The sequence below is a fragment of the Kribbella jejuensis genome (assembly GCF_006715085.1).
Classification (GTDB): Bacteria; Actinomycetota; Actinomycetes; order Propionibacteriales; family Kribbellaceae; genus Kribbella; species Kribbella jejuensis.
On the sequence record NZ_VFMM01000001.1, the window covers coordinates 2511592 to 2530303 of the forward strand.

The 18712-nt window shown below is 68.7% G+C and carries 18 protein-coding genes; 11 read left to right on the forward strand and 7 right to left on the reverse strand.

What is annotated here, in order from left to right; translation table 11 throughout:
- Window positions 1-77: 77 nt before the first annotated feature.
- Window positions 78-605 (forward strand): TetR/AcrR family transcriptional regulator, encoded by a 528-nt coding sequence (locus tag FB475_RS12325; RefSeq protein WP_141855492.1) that lies wholly within the window; start codon window positions 78-80, stop codon window positions 603-605.
- A gap of 10 nt (window positions 606-615) precedes the next feature.
- A complete protein-coding gene (locus FB475_RS12330) occupies window positions 616-1113 on the forward strand; it encodes a DUF2867 domain-containing protein (RefSeq protein ID WP_141855494.1) in 498 nt (165 codons plus the stop codon).
- Here the strand turns inward: FB475_RS12330 and FB475_RS12335 are convergent.
- The 4 genes from FB475_RS12335 to FB475_RS12350 form a co-directional block, all read right to left on the reverse strand.
- The gene (locus tag FB475_RS12335) at window positions 1070-2896 is read right to left on the reverse strand and encodes an FtsX-like permease family protein (protein WP_141855496.1); all 1827 of its coding nucleotides are present in this window, start codon (window positions 2894-2896) and stop codon (window positions 1070-1072) included. The two genes, FB475_RS12330 and FB475_RS12335, sit on opposite strands and share 44 nt — an antisense overlap.
- A gap of 69 nt (window positions 2897-2965) precedes the next feature.
- The gene (locus tag FB475_RS12340; protein ID WP_141855498.1) at window positions 2966-3364 is read right to left on the reverse strand and encodes a hypothetical protein; all 399 of its coding nucleotides are present in this window, start codon (window positions 3362-3364) and stop codon (window positions 2966-2968) included.
- The gene (locus FB475_RS12345; RefSeq protein WP_141855500.1) at window positions 3364-5670 is read right to left on the reverse strand and encodes a CehA/McbA family metallohydrolase; all 2307 of its coding nucleotides are present in this window, start codon (window positions 5668-5670) and stop codon (window positions 3364-3366) included. The genes FB475_RS12340 and FB475_RS12345 overlap by 1 nt, the downstream gene beginning before the upstream one ends.
- Window positions 5671-5718: 48 nt before the next feature.
- Window positions 5719-6273, reverse strand: coding sequence for a TetR/AcrR family transcriptional regulator (locus FB475_RS12350; RefSeq protein ID WP_141855502.1), 555 nt, complete (start codon window positions 6271-6273; stop codon window positions 5719-5721).
- A 118-nt stretch (window positions 6274-6391) separates the two neighbouring features.
- Here FB475_RS12350 and FB475_RS12355 point away from each other — a divergent pair, with 118 nt between their 5' ends.
- Window positions 6392-8920 (forward strand): bifunctional FO biosynthesis protein CofGH, encoded by a 2529-nt coding sequence (locus FB475_RS12355; RefSeq protein WP_141857946.1) that lies wholly within the window; start codon window positions 6392-6394, stop codon window positions 8918-8920.
- Between the two features lie 21 nt (window positions 8921-8941).
- Here the strand turns inward: FB475_RS12355 and FB475_RS12360 are convergent, their stop codons facing one another.
- Complete coding sequence (locus FB475_RS12360) at window positions 8942-9247, reverse strand: hypothetical protein (protein WP_141855504.1); 306 nt, start codon at window positions 9245-9247, stop codon at window positions 8942-8944.
- A 148-nt stretch (window positions 9248-9395) separates the two neighbouring features.
- Between FB475_RS12360 and FB475_RS12365 the strand changes: the two genes are divergently transcribed.
- Window positions 9396-11321, forward strand: a complete 1926-nt coding sequence (locus tag FB475_RS12365; RefSeq protein WP_141855506.1) for a sensor histidine kinase — start codon at window positions 9396-9398, stop codon at window positions 11319-11321.
- A complete protein-coding gene (locus FB475_RS12370; protein ID WP_141855509.1) occupies window positions 11309-11947 on the forward strand; it encodes a response regulator transcription factor in 639 nt (212 codons plus the stop codon). The genes FB475_RS12365 and FB475_RS12370 overlap by 13 nt, the downstream gene beginning before the upstream one ends.
- A 453-nt stretch (window positions 11948-12400) precedes the next feature.
- Here FB475_RS12370 and FB475_RS12375 read toward each other — a convergent pair whose 3' ends face one another.
- Together FB475_RS12375 and FB475_RS12380 are read right to left on the reverse strand one after the other, a co-directional pair.
- A complete protein-coding gene (locus tag FB475_RS12375) occupies window positions 12401-13027 on the reverse strand; it encodes a hypothetical protein (RefSeq protein WP_141855511.1) in 627 nt (208 codons plus the stop codon).
- Entirely contained in the window at window positions 13024-14946 is a 1923-nt protein-coding gene (locus tag FB475_RS12380) for an acyl-CoA dehydrogenase family protein (RefSeq protein WP_141855513.1), read from the reverse strand. Before FB475_RS12380 ends, FB475_RS12375 begins: the two co-directional genes overlap by 4 nt.
- Window positions 14947-15045: 99 nt before the next feature.
- Between FB475_RS12380 and FB475_RS12385 the strand changes: the two genes are divergently transcribed.
- Genes FB475_RS12385 through FB475_RS12410 form a run of 6 tightly spaced genes read left to right on the forward strand, consistent with a single transcriptional unit; the run spans window position 15046 to window position 18642 of the window.
- Window positions 15046-15441 (forward strand): TOBE domain-containing protein, encoded by a 396-nt coding sequence (locus tag FB475_RS12385; RefSeq protein WP_141855515.1) that lies wholly within the window; start codon window positions 15046-15048, stop codon window positions 15439-15441.
- Complete coding sequence (modA, locus tag FB475_RS12390) at window positions 15441-16217, forward strand: molybdate ABC transporter substrate-binding protein (protein WP_141855517.1); 777 nt, start codon at window positions 15441-15443, stop codon at window positions 16215-16217. Before FB475_RS12385 ends, modA begins: the two co-directional genes overlap by 1 nt.
- Before the next feature lie 29 nt (window positions 16218-16246).
- Complete coding sequence (gene modB, locus FB475_RS12395; protein ID WP_238332114.1) at window positions 16247-17020, forward strand: molybdate ABC transporter permease subunit; 774 nt, start codon at window positions 16247-16249, stop codon at window positions 17018-17020.
- 7 nt (window positions 17021-17027) lie between these two features.
- Window positions 17028-18089, forward strand: coding sequence for an ABC transporter ATP-binding protein (locus FB475_RS12400; RefSeq protein WP_141855522.1), 1062 nt, complete (start codon window positions 17028-17030; stop codon window positions 18087-18089).
- A gap of 20 nt (window positions 18090-18109) precedes the next feature.
- Window positions 18110-18400 carry a DUF6247 family protein gene (locus tag FB475_RS12405; protein WP_141855524.1) on the forward strand — a complete coding sequence of 97 codons (291 nt, stop codon included), beginning with the start codon at window positions 18110-18112 and terminating at the stop codon, window positions 18398-18400.
- Window positions 18397-18642, forward strand: a complete 246-nt coding sequence (locus FB475_RS12410; protein WP_141855526.1) for a type II toxin-antitoxin system RelE family toxin — start codon at window positions 18397-18399, stop codon at window positions 18640-18642. Before FB475_RS12405 ends, FB475_RS12410 begins: the two co-directional genes overlap by 4 nt.
- Window positions 18643-18712: the final 70 nt, after the last annotated feature.

Sequence of the window (18712 nt, forward strand, 5' to 3'; positions counted from 1 at the left end):
CAACCCGCCGGAGAGAATCTCTCCGGCGGGTTTTCTCGCGAGGTGGAGCATACCAAACAGTATGGTATGTTTTGGCCATGGTCAGTCGGGGTGAGTGGTTGGATGCCGGGTTGGGGTTGCTCGCCGCGGAGGGTGCTCCGGCGGTGACGATCGAGCGGTTGACGGGAGCGCTTGGAGTCACCAAAGGGTCGTATTACCACCACTTCAAAGGAACCGCCGGCTACAAGGCGGCTTTGCTGGAGCACTTCGAGCTTCGGTACACGACTCGGTTGATCGATGCCGTGGAGAAGTCCGGTGCCGCGAAAGAAAAGTTGTTGCATCTGTTGCAGCTCGTGCTGGCCGACTCGGACACTGCGGGGCTGGAGATCGCGGTGCGGGCGTGGGCGTTGCAGGATCCTGACGTACGGGTCGCGCAGGAGCGGGTGGACAAGGCGCGGACGGCGTACCTGAAGAAACTGTGCCGGGGGCTGGACGCCGACGTGGATCCGGATCGGTTCGCGCAACTGCTGTACCTGATCCTGATCGGGGCCGAGCAGGTCGTGCCGCCGATCGGCAAGCGGGACGTGCGGAAGATCTACGACCTCGTTCTGCGCCTCATCGACTAGCGGAGTGCGAATGCCTACGACGCTGCACGTACTCGACGACCTGATCCCGGTCGTCGACGAGATCGACGTGAAGACGGCCCACGGCGACGTCACACTGCGCGAGTTCACCGCCAACGCCCTGAGCCACACCCCGGTCTGGGTCAAAGGGCTGTTCGCGGTGCGGATGGCCGTGGCCGCCGTACTGCGACTCGAAACCGCCGGCGTACCGGACTCGCGCCGGACGCGACCGGAAACCGTCAGCTTCACACCCGGCGAGAAGAACGCCTTCTTCACCGTGGTGCGCGGCGAGGAGGACCACTACCTGTTGCTCGAGGTCACCGACAACCACCTGATCGGCTACCTGGCGATCATCACCGACAATGAGAGACCGGCAACGTTCCAGGTCGTCACGCTGGTCAAGTTCCTGCGGCCGGCCGGGCGGTTCTACTACAACCTGATCCGCCCGTTCCACCACGTGATCCTGCTCAGTATGTGCCGAGCCGGCGAGAAGTCGCCCGGGCGGCGGTGATCGCTGCCGCGCCGCCGACCACGATCAGCGCCGACCCGAAGATCAACCCGAGCAACCGCCACGGAATCGCCAACGCTGCAAGGCCGTAGGGCCCGGCGGCAACACCCGCCAACGCAGCCGCCGCGACCAACGATCCGAGCAGTACGCCGACCACGACGACCGTCCCGGATTCGACCACCGCCACAGTGACGACCTGACCGCGTGTCATCCCGGCCAGCCGCGACAACGTGAACTCCTGCCGCCGATCGGCCGTCGACATCCCCACCGCGTTGACGACCGCGACCGCGGTGAAGATCCCGGCCAGCCCCATCAGCGCGGCGAAGAGGTCGGCGTTGCTCCGCTGCTGCGCCTCACCTCGCGCCGCCGCCCACTGCTTCACGGACTGCCCATCGAGCGATCCTCCCGGCGCGAGCTTCACCAGTGACTGGGTCCGCCCACCGGCCGGTAGCAAAGCCCTGGGAATGAAGAAGTTCTCGCTGACGTCCAGCGTTTCCGGCATGATCGCCACCACCCGCACGTGCACCTGTCTGTTGCCAAGCGCAACCTTCAACGTCGAGCTGAGCTGGTAGCCCTCGGCCGCCATCCCCGGCCCGATCGCAATCGTGTTCCCGGTCAGCCGATCCAGCGACCCCTTCCGCGGCCGCAGCGTGTGCGTCTGCTGGTACGCCACCGGATCGATCCCGACCGCCTCGGAGTACACCGTTTTCCGCCCCCGCGCCACGGTGATCGGTACGGCAGTCTGCACCGAGGAAACCGCGATTCCCGGACCGCTTCCGACCGCGTGATCGACCACCACGTCGGCGGTGACGAGACGCTCCTGCTCGACCCCGACCGCCTTCGCCAAGGACCCGAACGTGCCCCACATCCCGACCATCAGCCCGACCAGCACGATCAACGGCGCCGCGGTCGCCGCACTTCGCCGTACCGCATGCAGCACCCCGGCCCTGGCCAGATCCGCGATCAAGTTGCCACGAACAACGACCGCCGGGATCCGCCCGACCAGCGGTACGACGACCGGGCTCAGCTGGCTCAACGCGATCGACCCACTGATCATCACCACCAGGCCGATCATCAACCCGGCGACCAGGTCCCGCGCCGCCTGCGCCACGATCACCAGCAGTACGGTGCCGGCGGCTGCGCACAAGCCCCAGAACCACCGCCACCGTGTCATCACCTGCCGCGCCGCGCGCCCCTCGACGATCGCCTCGAGCGCGTTCACCCGCGACGCCCGCCAGGCCGCGGCCAGTACGCCGGCCAACGCCGTCCCGACCCCGATGATCATCGCCGCCCACACCGCCCCCGTGTCCCACGGCGCGTCGAACCATGGCGGCAGCATCTTCAGCTGCACCAGCAACCACGACTGCGCGACCGTGGCTACCAAGCCGATCAGTACGCCGAGCACGCTGCCGGCGACGCCGAGCAGCCCGGCCTCGATCACGACCATCAGGCACAGGTACCAGCGCTGCGCGCCGACCAACCGGAGCAGCCCGAACTCCCGTCGCCGCTGCACGGTGATGAACCCGAACGTCGTACTCACGATGAACACGCTCAGGAACGCGGCGAGCATGACCGACATTCCGAGCAGCGTCGCGGCGCCGACGTACCCTTCCCGGACGTGCGCACGTTCGTACGCCGACAACCCGGACGGCAGCACCGGCCGATCGGTGGCCGCCAGCAACTGCAGGTCGGACTGCACCAAACCGACTCCGAGCGCGACGGCCACCACCGCGCCGGCGAACAACTGCCACCTGGTCCGCAATGCCCCGACAGACAACCTCAGCATCCGCCCAGCCAACCGTGCTCAGGCCGGGAAGACGCTGGCCTGAGCACCCGGCCAGAGGTAGCTCGCGCACTACCTCATCGACGAAAGGAGCAAGTTGACCGTGCTGTGATTCGCCAGCCCGCCGAGCGCTCCGAGCGCACGGAACGTCAGCGTCACGTCCACCATCGTCGGCTCGTCGAGCCGGACGCGGAAAGCGGCGTCCTGCCGATGCTCGCCGGTCAGCTCGTTCGCCGCTGCGTCGAGCTCGAGTCCGGGAACCGGCTCCGCCTCGACAACCAGAGGTCCGGTGACGAAGCCGTCGTTGACGACCGTGACGGGAATCGTGTGCCACTCACCCGTGGTCAACGTGCCGACCGGCGCGCCGCTACGGGCGACGTTCACGCGCGCTTCCGGGTTGATCGTGACCGCGATCGGAGCATCCGTCGCGACCGGCCCGCAACAACCCATCGCCGGCGCCTGGTGCGTCATCAGTCGACCTCGCATTCTGCTCGCCTCGACAGGTACGCGGCCTGCGCCTCGTCGTACGCCTGCCGCGCGGCCTCCCGCTCGCTCTCCCGGATGAAGCCGGACTTCGCTTTCCACAGCTGGTCGACGGAGTCGTGCAACCACTGCGCACTACGCCTGGACGCGCGGATCGGCCGACCACCGACCTCGAGGAAGATCGGCTGCGTGTGCACGCTGCGCAGAATCCGCACCGCGAGCCAGGACGACCGTTCCACCGTCACGTCGAAGGTCAGTTCCTGCTCGGTGCCATCGGCAACAATCTCCTGGGTCGCGACAGCGACCCCGTTCAGCACGACCTCGACCTCGACGGTCCGCGACGTACCGATCCGGGACCGTTCGAGATGCCAGCCCACCGGCGCGCTGTACACGGGACGGGTCGGCGGCGGGGCAGGCGGCTCCTCCGGCAACCAGGCAGCGACCGTCGCACTGACCCGGACCGGACCGGTGGCGTCCAACGGATGCTCGCGGCTGACGTCGCCGTCGACGGCCAGGTCGAACACATGACTCCGGCCGTCACCGAAGTACGACCCGTTCTCCCGCAGCCCGCTGATCCAGGCCTCGATCGCCTGCGGGCCGGTCGGCGGTTCGGCGAGTCGTACGTACGTGCGCCCGACGCCCGGGCCCTCGTCGTAGATGCACGGGTAGTCGGTCTCGCCGAGCATCAGCGTGCGGTAGCCGACGCTGAGCAGGTGGTACCAGATGTTCAGCTCGGCCGCGGGCGCGAACTCGGCACCGCACTGGAAGTCGGCCGCGCCGAGCGGTACGTCGACGATGATCTCGTTCGAGCCGATGCCCTGGAACGACGGCACGACGTAGTTCGGCAGCTCCTCGGTGCCGACGCCGAGCCCGATCCCACAGTGCGCGTAGCCGACGAGGGCGTTCTGCTCCTTGGCCCAGCGCAGTACCGGCAGGTTCCAGGACGGCCAGTCCTCGATGACGCTCGTGCCCGGGTAGTCCTGATCGGTCAGACCGAGCAGGATCAGGTGGCCGGAGTGACTGGACGGGAATCCGGAAACCTCGAGGTCGTACCGTAAAGCGCTTTCGGCGTCGCGGTCGGTCGGCCGCGGAGTCCAGGTCATGCCCTGCGCGGCCTGCATCGGCGGGTCCTCGAGCTCCGCCGGCGGACTGATCGACGCACCGCTGAAGAACTGCTTCTGGTGGTAGTAACACGGCGCCCAGGTGAGCACGCTGCCGAGCCAGAGACCTTCGCCGCGAACATGCCGGATCATGGTTTCCGGCGTGACGCCTTCACTCGGGACGTTGTAGTGCGAGCACCCGCCGGCGTGGATGTGCGGGTCGCCGGAGTAGTACCCACGGCTCGCCGGATCGACCCAGCGGTCGAGCGTGACCGCGATCCGCTCGGTGCCCGCGTCGACCTCCGTCGCGAACCGCACCGGGCGGTACTCGGGCCCGCGGATCGCGGTCACCTCGTACTGCCCCGCCGGCAGCGCGATCACTTCACCGGTCGCGCGGTACACGTGTTCCTGGAAGAACATGTCCGGCGCCAGCCGCATCGCCTTCGACGGGTACACACGTCCTTGCCCGTCCGTGACCGTGATCGCGGCCATGCAACTGCGGCCGTCGGGCTCGCGGATGTCGAGCTCGATCTGACGGGCCGGCGCACAGTCGAAGTCGAACGACGCGGAGTACGCGCGCAGCTCGAAGTTGGTCCGCATCCCGGCGAGTCCGAGCGACGTCCGGCTCAGGCTCCGGTGGTTGTGCTCGTCCGTTGCGAACAGCATCAATCCGCCCGCGCGGACACCGCTGTCCCGCGCGTACAGGCTGATCACCCGGTACTCGGTCTCGAAGCCGGACAGCGCATCGGGACCGGCGAGCTTCGCGTCCAGCCAGGCGTCCTTGATCCGCGGTACGACGGTCAACGTGTCGTGCAGCGCGATCCGTGCGGAGTGGCTCTCGTAGTCGATCAGGCCGTAGACGCCACCGTCCCCGGTGACGAGGTTCGCCTCGATCCGGTGTGGGTTGTCGACGCGCACCAGGAAGCTGCGCCACCCGTGTTGCACGAGCCGCGGCGGAGCTGCGCCGGGCGCGGAGGTCGCGACACCTTGCTCGTCGATCGCGGTCTTCACCAGCACGAACGGCTCGAGCAAGGCATGCAGCTGGTCGCGGCGATCCGCCTCGCTCAGCTCACTGGTCTCCAGCTTCGACAGCTGGGCAACGAGGTCGTCGGGTAGTGGATCGCCGAGCTCCCGCAGTTTCCGGACGGCACGAAGCGCGGACGCGAACAACGGCTGCACTGGAGTCTCTGACACCGGGAACCTCCCTGATGGCGAGTTCCCCGCGACCCTATCCGGCGGGCGCTACTTCAGCACCTCGATTAATGCCGCCACGTCGGCACGGTCCAGGTCGCGAGCACCGATCAACGTCTGCATCAACAGGCCGTCGAGCGCCGCGACCAACAGTTGCGCCTTCTGCGGATCGGCGGTGAACGTACGGGCGATCTCGGTCAGCGGCTCCAGCCACGCGGCGGCGGTCTCCCGCAGCTCGGGCCGGCGAGCGGCGTACAGGTACAGCTCGTAGAGCGCGAGCGTCCGGCCACGTCGCCGTACGACGCTGTGCTCGATCAGCCGGGCCAGCTCATCGGCCGGGCGCGGGCCGAGCTCGCTACCGCGGCCGTGCAGCTCGACAGCCAGGTCCTCCGCGGCGGACTGCAGTGCCGCGGTGAGGAGAGCGTCCAGGGTCGGGAAGTGGTACGTGATCGAAGCGACCGAGACATCGGCTTCCGCGGCCACCACCCGATGGCTCACACCTGCGACTCCGTCGCGTTCGATCACCGTCAGCGTTGCCTTGATCAGCTCGCTGCGGCGCTGCTCACCGCGCACGCGCCGCCCGTCGACACCCCTGCTGACCTGCACGAACAGCAAACTATCAGGACGTTTGTACGGATTGATTTTGGTCCCCGGAAACGCGGGATCAACCGTTTTCCGCGACTTAGGCTCGGATTCCGTGGCCACCTCAGAACTCAGTACTGCGATGCGCCGCGCACTGAAGCGCGCGGCCGACGGCAAGACCCTCGACCCGGCGGAAGCGGAGGTGCTGCTCGCCGCGAGCGGCGACGCACTGACCGCGCTGATGGAGACCGCGGCCCGGGTCCGCGACCAGGGCCTGGCCGATGCCGGCCGCTCGGGCGTCGTCACGTACTCGAAGAAGGTCTTCATCCCGCTGACGCGGCTGTGCCGGGACCGGTGTCACTACTGCACGTTCGCGACCACGCCCGGCCGGGTGCACGCGCCGTACCTGTCGCCCGACGAGGTGCTGGAGATCGCGCGCCAGGGCGCCGCGCTCGGATGCAAGGAAGCGCTGTTCACGTTGGGCGACGCGCCTGAGCAGCGCTGGGACGCGGCGCGGACCTGGCTGGAGGAGGCCGGGTACGACAGCACGCTCGACTACGTCCGCGCGATGGCGATCCGGGTACTCGAGGAGACCGGGTTGCTGCCGCACCTGAACCCGGGCGTGATGTCGTGGCAGGACCTGCAGCGGTTGAAGCCGGTCGCGCCGAGCATGGGCATGATGCTCGAGACCACGTCCCGGCGGCTGTTCGAGGAGAAGGGCCAGCCGCACTTCGGGTCACCGGACAAGGACCCGACCGTCCGGCTGCGGGTACTCGAGGACGCCGGCCGCTCGAACGTACCGTTCACCACCGGGCTGCTGATCGGGATCGGGGAGACCCTGGCGGAGCGGTCGGAATCGATCTTCGCGCTGCGGAAGATCGCGCGGCAGTACAACGGCATCCAGGAAGTGATCATCCAGGGCTTCCGGGTGAAGCCGGACACCGCGATGCGCAACGACGAGGACGTACCGCTGGACGAGTGGCTGGCCGCGATCGCGGTGACGCGGGTCGTGCTCGGGCCGCGGGTCCGGATCCAGGCGCCGCCGAACCTGGTCGACCTCGCAGAGTGCCGCGCATTGCTCGACGCCGGCGTGGACGACTTCGGCGGGGTGTCTCCGCTGACCCCCGATCATGTGAACCCCGAGCGTCCGTGGCCGCAGATCGACGACCTCGCGAAGGTGACCGCCGACGCCGGTTTCGTCCTCCGCGAACGGCTGACGGCACATCCGGAGTACCTGCGCGAGCCGTGGCTCGACCCGCGCCTCATCTCGCACGTCGAGGCCCTCGTCGACCCGGCGACGGGTTTGGCGAACGAGTCCGCGATGCCGGTCGGTCTGCCCTGGCAGGAGCCGGACGGCGGCTGGGACAGCGTCGGCCGTACCGATCTCCACACCGCCATCGACACCGAAGGCCGCCGGACCGAGACCCGCTCGGACTTCGACGCCGCCTACGGCGACTGGGACGTCCTCCGCGAGGATGTCGCAGCCCGCCGTGCCGCCGAAGCAGCAGACGCGTCCGCCGCCGACTCCACCTCTCCCGAGCGGATCTCCGCCGAGGTGAAGGCGGCGCTCGCCGCCGCGGAGCGGGATCCGGCGGGGTTGTCCGACGCTCAGGCGCTCACGCTGATGACTGTCACCGGGCCCGCGCTCGACGAGTTGGCGCGGATTGCCGATGAGTTGCGCAAGGCAACTGTTGGCGACGACGTCACCTACGTGGTGAACCGGAACATCAACTTCACCAACGTCTGCTACACCGGCTGCCGGTTCTGCGCGTTCGCCCAGCGCCGTACCGACGCCGACGCCTACTCGCTGTCGATGGACGAGGTCGGCCAGCGTGCCGAGGAAGCCTGGGTGATCGGCGCGACCGAGGTCTGCATGCAGGGCGGCATCCACCCCGACCTGCCCGGTACGGCGTACGCCGACCTGGTCCGCGCCGTGAAGGACCGGGTCCCGGACATGCACGTACACGCCTACTCCCCGATGGAGATCGTGAACGGCTCGGTGCGTACCGGCCTGTCGATCGAGGAGTTCCTGATCTCGGTGAAGGAGGCCGGGCTGGACAGCATCCCCGGCACCGCGGCCGAGATCCTCGACGACGACGTCCGCTGGATCCTCACCAAGGGGAAGTTGCCGACGGCAAGCTGGATCGAGGTGATCAGCACCGCGCACCGGGTCGGCCTGCCGTCCAGCTCGACGATGATGTACGGCCACGTGGACGCGCCGCACCACTGGGTGCAGCACCTGCGCACGATCGCCGCGGTCCAGGACCAGACCGGCGGCTTCACCGAGTTCGTGCTGCTGCCGTTCATCCACCAGAACTCGCCGATCTACCTCGCGGGCGTGGCCCGGCCGGGTCCGACGTACGACGAGAACCGGGCCGTGCACGCGATGGCGCGGATCATGCTGCACGGGCGGATCGACAACATCCAGTGCTCCTGGGTGAAGCTCGGCGTCGACGGCTGCGTCGCGGTACTCAACGGTGGCGTGAACGACATCGGCGGCACATTGATGGAGGAGACCATCAGCCGGATGGCCGGCTCCAAGCACGGCAGCCGCAAGTCGATCGCCGAGCTGACGGCGATGGCGGACGCCGCCGGCCGCCCGGCGCGGCAGCGCACCACCACGTACGGCGAGGTGCCGGCCCGTCCGGTGACGGAGCTCGAACTCGCCTGACCCTCGTCCCTCCCGAAGGCATTACTTGACCGGATCGAGGTCCACTGCTCGGGTACGGCGCCGGTTGCCGACGCGGTGCCCGAGCACGACGAGCAGGTTGCCGACGATGTAGATCCCGCCGGTCACCGCGAGGTACCCGAACGGGAGCCGGTCCGGGTCGGCCGGGAAGGCCTGGTGGCTGTCGCCCACCCAGGCCCTGAGCAGGTAGAGCGTCTGGAACGTGAAGCAGTAGGCGAAGATCGCAATGTACGCGACGTGCGCGGCGAGCCGGTTCCGCAGGAAGAAACCGAGCGGAAAGGCGAACAGGACGGTAGCGATGGCGATCACGGGAATCCCCTCCTCGATGAGTTGATCCCGCCACGATCGCCGCGCGACCCGGTCCGTGGCATCGGTGCTGTCGCCGGACTTCGTTCCGGGCCGGCCATTACGTGCTGGCACGGGTGCGCGGGCGGCGGTTCGCGGTCATCATGTGGTTGTGCTCCGGCCTCGGCGTCTGGTCGTCGCCGCGACGGCCGTGTTCGTCGCGGCAGCCGCCGTACGCGCGCTACTCGCCTACGGACCGCCCTCGGTCGGCTCACCGGCTGATTGGCCTACGTCGACGGCCCTGCTGTTGCCGTCCTTGCTGCTCGGCTGGCTGATCGCGGTCCGGGTTCCGACGAGCCCGATCGGCCCGGCGCTGGCCCTGACGGCGACCGTGCCGTCCGTCGTCTTCACCGTGGAGGACTGGGGAACAACCGTGCGCACCGGCCACCCCTGGCCCGCAGCACGCGTGGTCGACGTGGTCGGTGCAGGCGCTTGGGCCTGGCTGTTCCTGGGGTTCGTGACGTTGGTGCTGCTGTTCCCGGACGGCCTGCTGCCCGGCCGCCGTTGGAGGGTGCTGTGGGTGGCGGTGCCGTTCTCCGCCGCCCTCGTGAACTTCACGGTCTCCTCGGACCCGTCGGAGGGCCGGTTCCCGATTCGGCTGCCCGAACCACTGCGGGTCGCGTTGATCGTCACGGCGTTCGCGACCTTCCTGGGCGTTCTGCTCGCGGCCGCGTCGAGCCTTGTCGTGCGGTACCACCGGGGTGATCGGCTCACCCGGCAGCGGCTGCGCTGGCTGATGGCGGCGGCCGTCGCCGTACCGCTGCTGCTCGGCGCGAGTTGGTTGGCGACTGCGCTCGGTGCCCCGGGAGTCGTTGCCTACACAGGCTTCCTGGTCGCGATGCTGTTCGTGGTCCCCGGCGCGATCGCGGCGGCGATCCTGCGGCACGACCTGTTCGACATCGACCGGCTGCTCGGCGCGACGGTCAGCTGGATCGTGACGACGCTGCTCTCGGCAGGCGTGTTCGCGGCGGTGGTCCTCGTCGTCGGCGGATACTTCCCGGATCGGGTCGGCATCACCACCGCGGCCTTCGTCACGGCGCTCGTACTGCTCCCGCTCTACCAGTGGATCCACCGCGCGGCCGGACGGCTGGTCGACCCGGACCGTACGGTCGCGCTCGAACGGATCCGCGCGTTCGTCCGCAGGGTCCGCGACGGCCAGGCCGAGCCGGAGCAGATCGAGTCGGTACTGCGTTCCGCCCTCGACGACCCCGCGCTCCGCGTGCTGCTCCGCCGCCCCGGCGCCGACCTCGCCGTACCGGACGGTGCGATCCCGTTGCAGACCGGCGATTCCGTAGTCGGCGCGCTGGTCCTCGGTACGACGTCCGCGCGCCGGATCCGGCGCGCGCGGGAGGCCGCGGTCGAGGCCCGGCTGCCGATCGAGGTCAGCCGGCTGCGGCTGGAGCTCCAGGAGGCGCTGGCCGAGATTCGGACCAGTCGGTCCCGGTTGATGGACGAGGTGAACGCGGAGCGGCAGCGGCTGGAGCGCGACCTGCACGACGGCGCGCAGCAGCGGCTGATCGCGATCGGCATGCGGCTGCGGTCCGTGCAGTACCACCTTTCGCCCGGTGTTTCGGCGTACCGGGAGCTCGACGAGGTCGTGGAGACGCTCGAGGACACGGTCGCCGAGTTGCGGCGGATCGCGCATGGCGTGCGGCCGAGCCGGCTCGACGACGGGCTCGCGGTCGCGCTGCGGCACCTCGTCGCGGACAGCACGGTGCCGGTCGACCTCGTCGTACCCGAGGTCGACGTCGGCGAGAACGCGGCGACGGCGGTGTACTTCACTGTGGGCGAGGCGATCGCGAACGCGCTCAAGCACGCGCGCGCGACCCGGATCTCGATCGCGGTCGGCGTGACGGACCAGGTACTGCGGGCCGTGGTCCGCGACGACGGGGTCGGCGGCGCCTCCGAAGGGTTCGGGCTGACGTCGCTGCGGGACCGGGTCGCGTCGGCCGGCGGAGCGTTCACCGTGGACAGCCCGCCCGGCGCCGGTACCTCGATCACCGTCGAGATCCCGCTGGAGCTCCCGTGCGCATCGTGATCGGCGAGGATTCCGCCTTGTTCCGCGAGGGTCTGCGCCGGCTGCTGACCGAGAACGGCCACGACGTCGCCGGTACGGCGGAATCGGCCGACACGCTCCTCGACGTCGTCCGCGCGGTGGACCCGGACCTGACGATCATCGACGTCCGGATGCCGCCGACGATGACCGACGACGGCGCCCGGGCCGCGGTCACGCTCCGTGCGGAGCGGCCGGACCGGCCGATCCTGATGCTGTCGCAGCACATCGAGACCCGGCACGTGGTCGAACTGGTCGGCACCGGCGGGTTCGGGTACCTGCTGAAGGACCGGGTGCTGCGGGTCGGGGACTTCCTGGACGCGATGCGCCGGGTGCTGGACGGTGGGTCCGCGCTCGACCCGGAGATCGTCGCCGCGCTGGTGACGCCGACCCGGGCCGGCGATCCGCTGTCCGCGTTGTCGGCGCGCGAACGCGAGGTGCTGGCGCTGGTCGCGGAGGGCCGCTCGAACAGCGCGATCGCGGCACGGCTGGTGCTCGCCGAGCGGACCGTCGAGAGTCACATGCGGAGCATCTTCCAGAAACTCCGGATCGACGACGCCCCCGACACGCACCGCCGGGTGCTCGCAGTCCTTACCCAGTTGAGATCTTGACGAGTGGTTAGTTGTTGCGACAGGCAACATTTGCACGGACAGTCAGGAAAGTCTTACTGAGCGTTGCTTACTTCAAAGGCAATGCAAATGTTTGAACCGGAGGATTCCCGGTACGCGGGGCCGCATGACAGGTTTCTGTTGTCGGCGACGGACGGGTCGCCGGCACAGGGTCCAGGTGGTTCCCGATGCACTTCCGTCCGCGACCGGACTGTACCTCCCCTGCCGGCCGCGGAATGGGTCTCGGGACCGCCCTCCTTCGGGCCACTGCCCTCTCGGGGCAACAGCAGGGCGCCGGCCGTGTTCGGTCGGGCGTTGGTCGCCAGTGAGGTGGCGACCAACGCCCGGCACGGCCGGCGCTTCTTATTGAGACCGCCCCTCCGTACTGGTGCTGCTGGGGACCAGTACGGCGGGGCGGTTCTCGTTGCTACAGGTTCAGTAGGGGTCAGTAGGGAGTCAGTAGGGGTAGGTGTCGTCGCGCCGGGTCGGATCCAGGTCCCAGAGCGAGAACTTGACCACCTTGTGCGACTCCTCGCCGCCGCCAGGGACCAGGCCGAACGACTCGTACTCCTTGGAGCCGACGCCGTCCAGGTAGCACAGCAGCTCGAACGCCGACTGCGCGTCCTCGATGTCGTCGATGACGTCCTCGTTCTGCGCCTCGTGCGCGCGGCTGCGGACGTACCGCACGAAGGCGTCCGGGTCGGTGACGACGTAGTCGTACCGCGCCTGGTAGCTGAGCCGCAGCCCGTTCTCGGGCAGCAGCGGCTCCTCCAGTTCGTCGAGGTCGTCCAGCGCGTTGCCCTCGACGATCTCCCGGTAGTCCGCCGGGTCGTCGAAGTCGTCCGGCCCGAGCGGCAGGTCGTCCAGCTCGTCGGGGTCGTAGGAGTCGATCCCGAGGAAGATGTCACCCCAGCCACGCTCGTGCACCGCGTCCGCGAGCGCCCGAGCCTGCACCCGGACGTTCTCGATCGCGCCGGTCGCCCGCAGATCATGCAGATCCAAAGCGTCAGCCTGCTCCAGCAACACCCTTGCAAGCTCCCGAGCGGCCTCCGCCGCCGACACCGGTTCGATCGACTCACTCATGCCTGTGACGGTACAACCATCGGCACCTCCACTGCGGAGGCCGGTACGCCGAAGGCGTCGACGAGGTCCGGTGCGGCCGGGCGGACGGTGGCGCAGAGGTCGTTGACGAGGGCAGTGATCGCCTTCGAACGGCCCGGTGACAGGCGGCCGTGTTCGAGGTACCAGGCGCGCTCAGCCTCGATCGTCGACAGTGCGTGCAGGTCGTACACGTCCTGCAGCACCGGCTGAACCTCCTCCGGGGCGTCTCGCACTGCGGACTGGAAGGCTTCGAGGACGACCCGGTCCACATGCGCCCGGCCGGCCGCGATCACGTGGTCCTGGCAGCGGTTGAACACCTCGAACGCGTCGATCCCGGCATCGATCCCGGCCTTCAGCCGCCGCGCCACCCCGGACAGCATGTGCTCCTCGCGATACCTGAGCAGACCGGAGTGGTACGCCCCGTCCCGCAGCCCGGCATCCGGATCGGAAGCGTCGGAACGATTCGGTACGGCGTCGCGCAGCCGCTCGATCAACGGGCGGAGCGCCGCCTTCTCGACCGCGAACTCCACGGCCTGCGCCGCGACGAACCGCGCCGTACCCAACGGGTCCAGCTCGCCGAACGACCTGCGGTAGTCGGTCAGCAGGCCCTTCGCGACCAGTTGCAGCAGCACCGTGTTGTCACCCTCGAACGTGGTGAAGACGTCGGTGTCCGCCTTCAACGTGGCCAGCCGGTTCTCCGCGAGGTAGCCGGCGCCACCACATGCCTCGCGGCACTGCTGGATCGTCTCGGTCGCATGCCAGGTCCCGAGCGCCTTCGTCCCGGCTGCCTGTGCCTCGAGCGCCCGCCGGTCGTGCTCGTCCCGCTCACCGTCTCTCTCGCTGTCGAAGACGCGGGCGAACTCCGCGACCAGCTCGGCCTGGGCGAAGTGCAGGGCATACGTCCGGGCGAGCAACGGCAGCAGCCGGCGCTGGTGCATCCGGTAGTCGAGCAGGATCGCCTCCTCGCTGCTCCCCGGAGCGCCGAACTGTCGGCGCTGAGCGGCGTACCGAATCGCGATCGTGAGCGCGACCTTGCTCGCGTTGATCGCCGCGCCGCCGACCGACACCCGGCCCTGGACGAGCGTCCCGAGCATCGTGAAGAACCGGCGGTCCGGGTTCTCGATCGCACTGGTGTAGTTGCCGTTGGCATCGACCTGGGCATACCTGTCGAGCAACGCCGCGCGCGGGACGCGGACCTGGTCGAAGACGATCCGCCCGTTGTCGACACCGTTCAGCCCGAGCTTCGGCCCGCAGTCCGACAAGGTGACGCCGGGCAGGGCTGAACCGTCCTCGCCGCGGATCGGCACCAGCAGACAATGCACGCCGTGGTTTTCCCCGCCGACGACGAGCTGCGCGAAGACCGCCGCCATCCGCCCGTGCCGGGCCGCGTTCCCGATGTAGTCCTTGCGCGCCGCCGGGGTCGGCGTGTGCACGACGAACTCGTCCGTTGCCTCGTCGTACGTCGCGGTCGTGCCGAGCGCCTGGACGTTCGACCCGTGGCCGGTTTCGGTCATCGCGAAGCAGCCGAGCAACCGGCCGCTGATCGCGTCCGCCAGGTACTGCTTGTGGTGGCGCTCGGTCCCCAGGTGCAGGATCGCGCCGGCGAACAGGCCGAACTGCACGCCGGCCTTCACCATCAGCGACAGGTCGCCGAAGGCCAAGGTCTCGAAGCCCGCGATGAACCCGCCGAGGTCCGCCGCCCCGCCGTACTCCTTCGGGAAGCCGCGCGCGGGCAGCCCGCTCGCGGCGGAGCGCTGCAGCAGCTCGAGCACCCTGTCCCGGTACTCGTCGTGCGGCAGCCGGACCGCCAGGTCGGCGTGCGCGGCCAGCTCGGCCCGCACGACGTCCCGCGCCGCCTTGTGCGGCCCGTCCAAGTAGTCCCGCATCGCCGTTGTCCTCATGCCCTTTAACTTACGAGGATTCACCCCCGCTTTCCGTCACCGATCCGTGATTGTGGACAACTGGCATCAATCCGCAGATGCGGAAGTATGCTGTGTACCGTGCCGAGTTTGCGGGTTAGTGAGGCAGCCGCGCTCCTGGGCGTCAGTGACGACACGGTGCGCCGCTGGATCGATCAGGGGCGGTTGCCGTCCAAGCAGGAGAACGGGCGGATGGCGATCGACGGGCAAGCGCTCGCCGCGTTCGCGCAGCAGCTGGCGGACACACCGGAGCCGGGTCACACCGCCGCCGCGTCGGCGCGGAACCGGATGCGCGGGATCGTCACGCGCGTACTCAAGGACGGCGTGATGGCGCAGGTCGAGATGCAGGCCGGGCCGTTCCGTGTCGTGTCGCTGATGAGCCGGGAGGCCGCCGACGAGCTCGGGTTGGAGCCCGGCGTCGTCGCCGTCGCCTCGATCAAGTCCACCCACGTCGTCGTCGAGATCCCGGAGGCCTGATGTTCCGCCGTACCGCCGTCACCGCCCTGGCCGCTGTCGCCACGTTCGCGCTGGCCGGGTGCGGAGGTGACACCCCGGCATCCTCCGCACCGTCCTCCAGCGCCTCGTCGATCTCCGGGACCGTCAACGTCTTCGCGGCCGCCTCGCTGACCGGGACGTTCACCCAGCTGGGCAAGGATTTCGAGGCCGCACACCCGGGCGTCAAGGTGGTCTTCAACTTCGCCGGCAGCTCCGCGCTCGCGAAGCAGATCAACGAGGGCGCGCCGGCCGACGTCTTCGCCTCGGCGGCACCGAAGAACATGGACGACGTGAAGGACAAGGGCACGCCGACGAACTTCGTCAGCAACACGCTCGAGATCGCCGTACCGAAAGGCAACCCCGGCAAGATCACCGGCTTGAAGGACTTCGCCGACAAGAGCAAGAAGATCGCGCTGTGTGCTCCGCAGGTGCCCTGCGGCGCCGCGGCGGGGAAGGTGTTCAAGGCGAGCGGGATCACCGCGCAGCCGGACAGCCTCGAGCAGGACGTGAAGGCTGCGCTGACCAAGGTCGGTCTCGGTGAGGTCGACGCTGCGCTCGTCTACAAGACCGACGTGCTGTCCTCCAAGGACAAGGTCGACGGCATCGAGTTCCCGGAGGCGAGCAAGGCAGTCAACGAGTACCCGATCGCCACCCTGACCAAGGCTCCGAACGCGGACGGCGCGAAGGCTTTCGTCGACTACGTCCTGTCCGACAAGGGCAAAGCGGTCCTGACCGCGGCCGGCTTCTCCGCGCCGTGAGTCGCCGTGGCAGGAGCACCAGCGGGCGGTTGCCCCTCGCACTCCTGCTGCCTGCGCTCATTGGCCTGGCGTTCCTGCTCGTCCCCCTGATCGGGCTGCTTGCCAAAGCGCCCTGGTCGACGCTGCCTGCCAAGCTGCTGAGCGCGGACGTCTGGCAGGCGCTGAGGTTATCCCTGGTGTGCGCCACGGCCGCCACTGCGTTGTGTGTCGTGCTAGGCATTCCTCTGGCATGGCTGCTCGCTCGCGGTGGACTACCAGGGCGCAGCCTGATCCGGGCGTTCGTGACGGTGCCGCTGGTATTGCCGCCGGTTGTTGGTGGTGTGGCGTTGTTGCTCGTGTTGGGGCGGCGTGGGCTGGTCGGTCAGTACCTCGACTCGTGGTTCGGGGTGTCGTTGCCGTTCACCACGGCAGGTGTGGTCGTGGCTGAGGCTTTCGTCGCCATGCCGTTCCTGGTGATCTCCGTTGAAGGCGCACTGCGCGCGGCTGACCCGCGGTACGAGGAGGCTGCCGCCACGCTCGGTGCCGGGCGCTGGATGACGTTCCGGCGCGTGACGTTGCCGTCCATTGCGCCGGGGGTTGTTGCGGGGATGGTGTTGTGCTGGGCGCGGGCGCTGGGGGAGTTCGGTGCCACCATTACGTTCGCCGGCAATTTCCCGGGGCGTACGACGACGATGCCGCTGGCGGTGTACCTGGCGTTGGAGACCGATCCGGACGTGGCCGTCGTACTCAGCCTGGTTCTCCTGCTCGTGTCTGTCGTCGTACTGGCGTCTCTGCGCGAGCGCTGGATCAGAGGGTTGCGGTGAACCTCAGATGACGCTGTACGCCGACGTGCGGGTGAGCCGTGGTTCCTTCGAGCTCGCACTGGAGCTGACCGTGGAGCCAGGTGAGGTTGTCGCGCTGCTCGGGCCCAACGGGGCCGGCAAGACCACTGCACTGCGCGCTGTCTCCGGACTGCTGGCACTTGACGGTGGACGGATCGCGCTGGGCTCAACGGTGTGGGACGAGCCGCCGCACACGTTCCGTACGCCGGAGCGGCGGCCGATCGGCGTGGTGTTCCAGGACTACCTGCTCTTCAACCACCTGAGCGCTTTGGAGAACGTGGCGTTCGGGCTTCGCGCCCGCGGGATGGAGAAGCAGACCGCCCGCGCGGAGGCTGCGCGGTGGTTGGAGGTCGTGGGGCTGGCGGAGTACGCGCGTACTCGTCCTCGTGCTCTGTCCGGTGGTCAGGCACAACGGGTGGCGCTGGCGCGAGCCCTGGCGACGGAGCCGGAGCTGTTGCTGCTCGACGAACCGCTTGCCGCTCTGGATGCGAGTACGACGCTGCATGTGCGGGCTGAGCTTGGCCAACACTTGTCTCGCTTCGAGGGACGTACGCTGCTCGTCACCCACGACCCGCTGGACGCCATGGTGCTGGCTGATCGTCTGGTGATCATCGAGAACGGTCAGGTAGTCCAGGAAGGTAAGCCCACTGAGGTGGCGCACCGCCCGCGCACTGACTACGTGGCCCAACTAGTGGGCCTCAATCTCTACCGAGGCACCGCCTCCGGCACCACCGTCACCCTCACCGACGGCGGCACCATAACCCTCGCCGAACCAGCCACCGGCGGCGTCCACGTAGCCTTCCCACCCACCGCCGTAAGCCTCTACACAGAAGCCCCCACCGGCAGCCCCCGCAACACGTGGCCCGCGGTGGTAACCGGCATAGAACAGCACGCCCACACCGTCAGAGTCCGCCTGAACGCCTCCCCCACCGGCCCAGCCGAAGTCCTCGCCGACATCACCCCCGCCGCCGTAGCCGACCTCCACCTGACCCCCGGCCAACCCCTACAAACCACCCTCAAAGCCACCGAGGTCCACACGTACCCGGTCTAGAACCAAGTATCCTGACCGACATGACGGCGCAGCCTGTGGATCGGTCGGCGGAGGATCCGGAGCAGATCCTCGCTGTGCTGCCGCAGCGGTGGCACGAGCAGTTCCTCCACGACTACCACCAGGCGCTGGACGCCGCCCACGAGGTCTGGCGCTTCCAGCATCTGCGCGACGTCCTCCATCTCTGGCATCTCCGCGCCGTCGCGTACTCGAGCCCGGGCTTCGACGAGCGAATGCAAGCAGCCCGTCAGGGCGCGGCCGAGAAGTTCCTTCCCGCCGAGCAGGTCATTCCGGGCTGGTCAGATCGGCAGTGAACTATCGCGTGGAGTTCCACGCGGCAGCGCTCGCTCAGCTCGGCGGATTACCGTCGGAAGCATTCGACGCTCTGGTGGAGCGTGTCACCAAGCTGGTCGGCGCACCGTGGGAAGCTCAGCCTCTCGACCCGGATGAACCTGCGTTTCGGCAGTGCGTGTTCGGGTCCTTCGGCCTGCTGTCGTTCCACGTCGACGAGCCGCAGGAAATGATCCGGATCTTCGACGTGACCTGGGTCGGCTGACGAAACCTGCCGGGCGCATCAGACACCGTACGAAGTACTGCTGGGGAAGTTACGGGTTGTGATGGGTTCG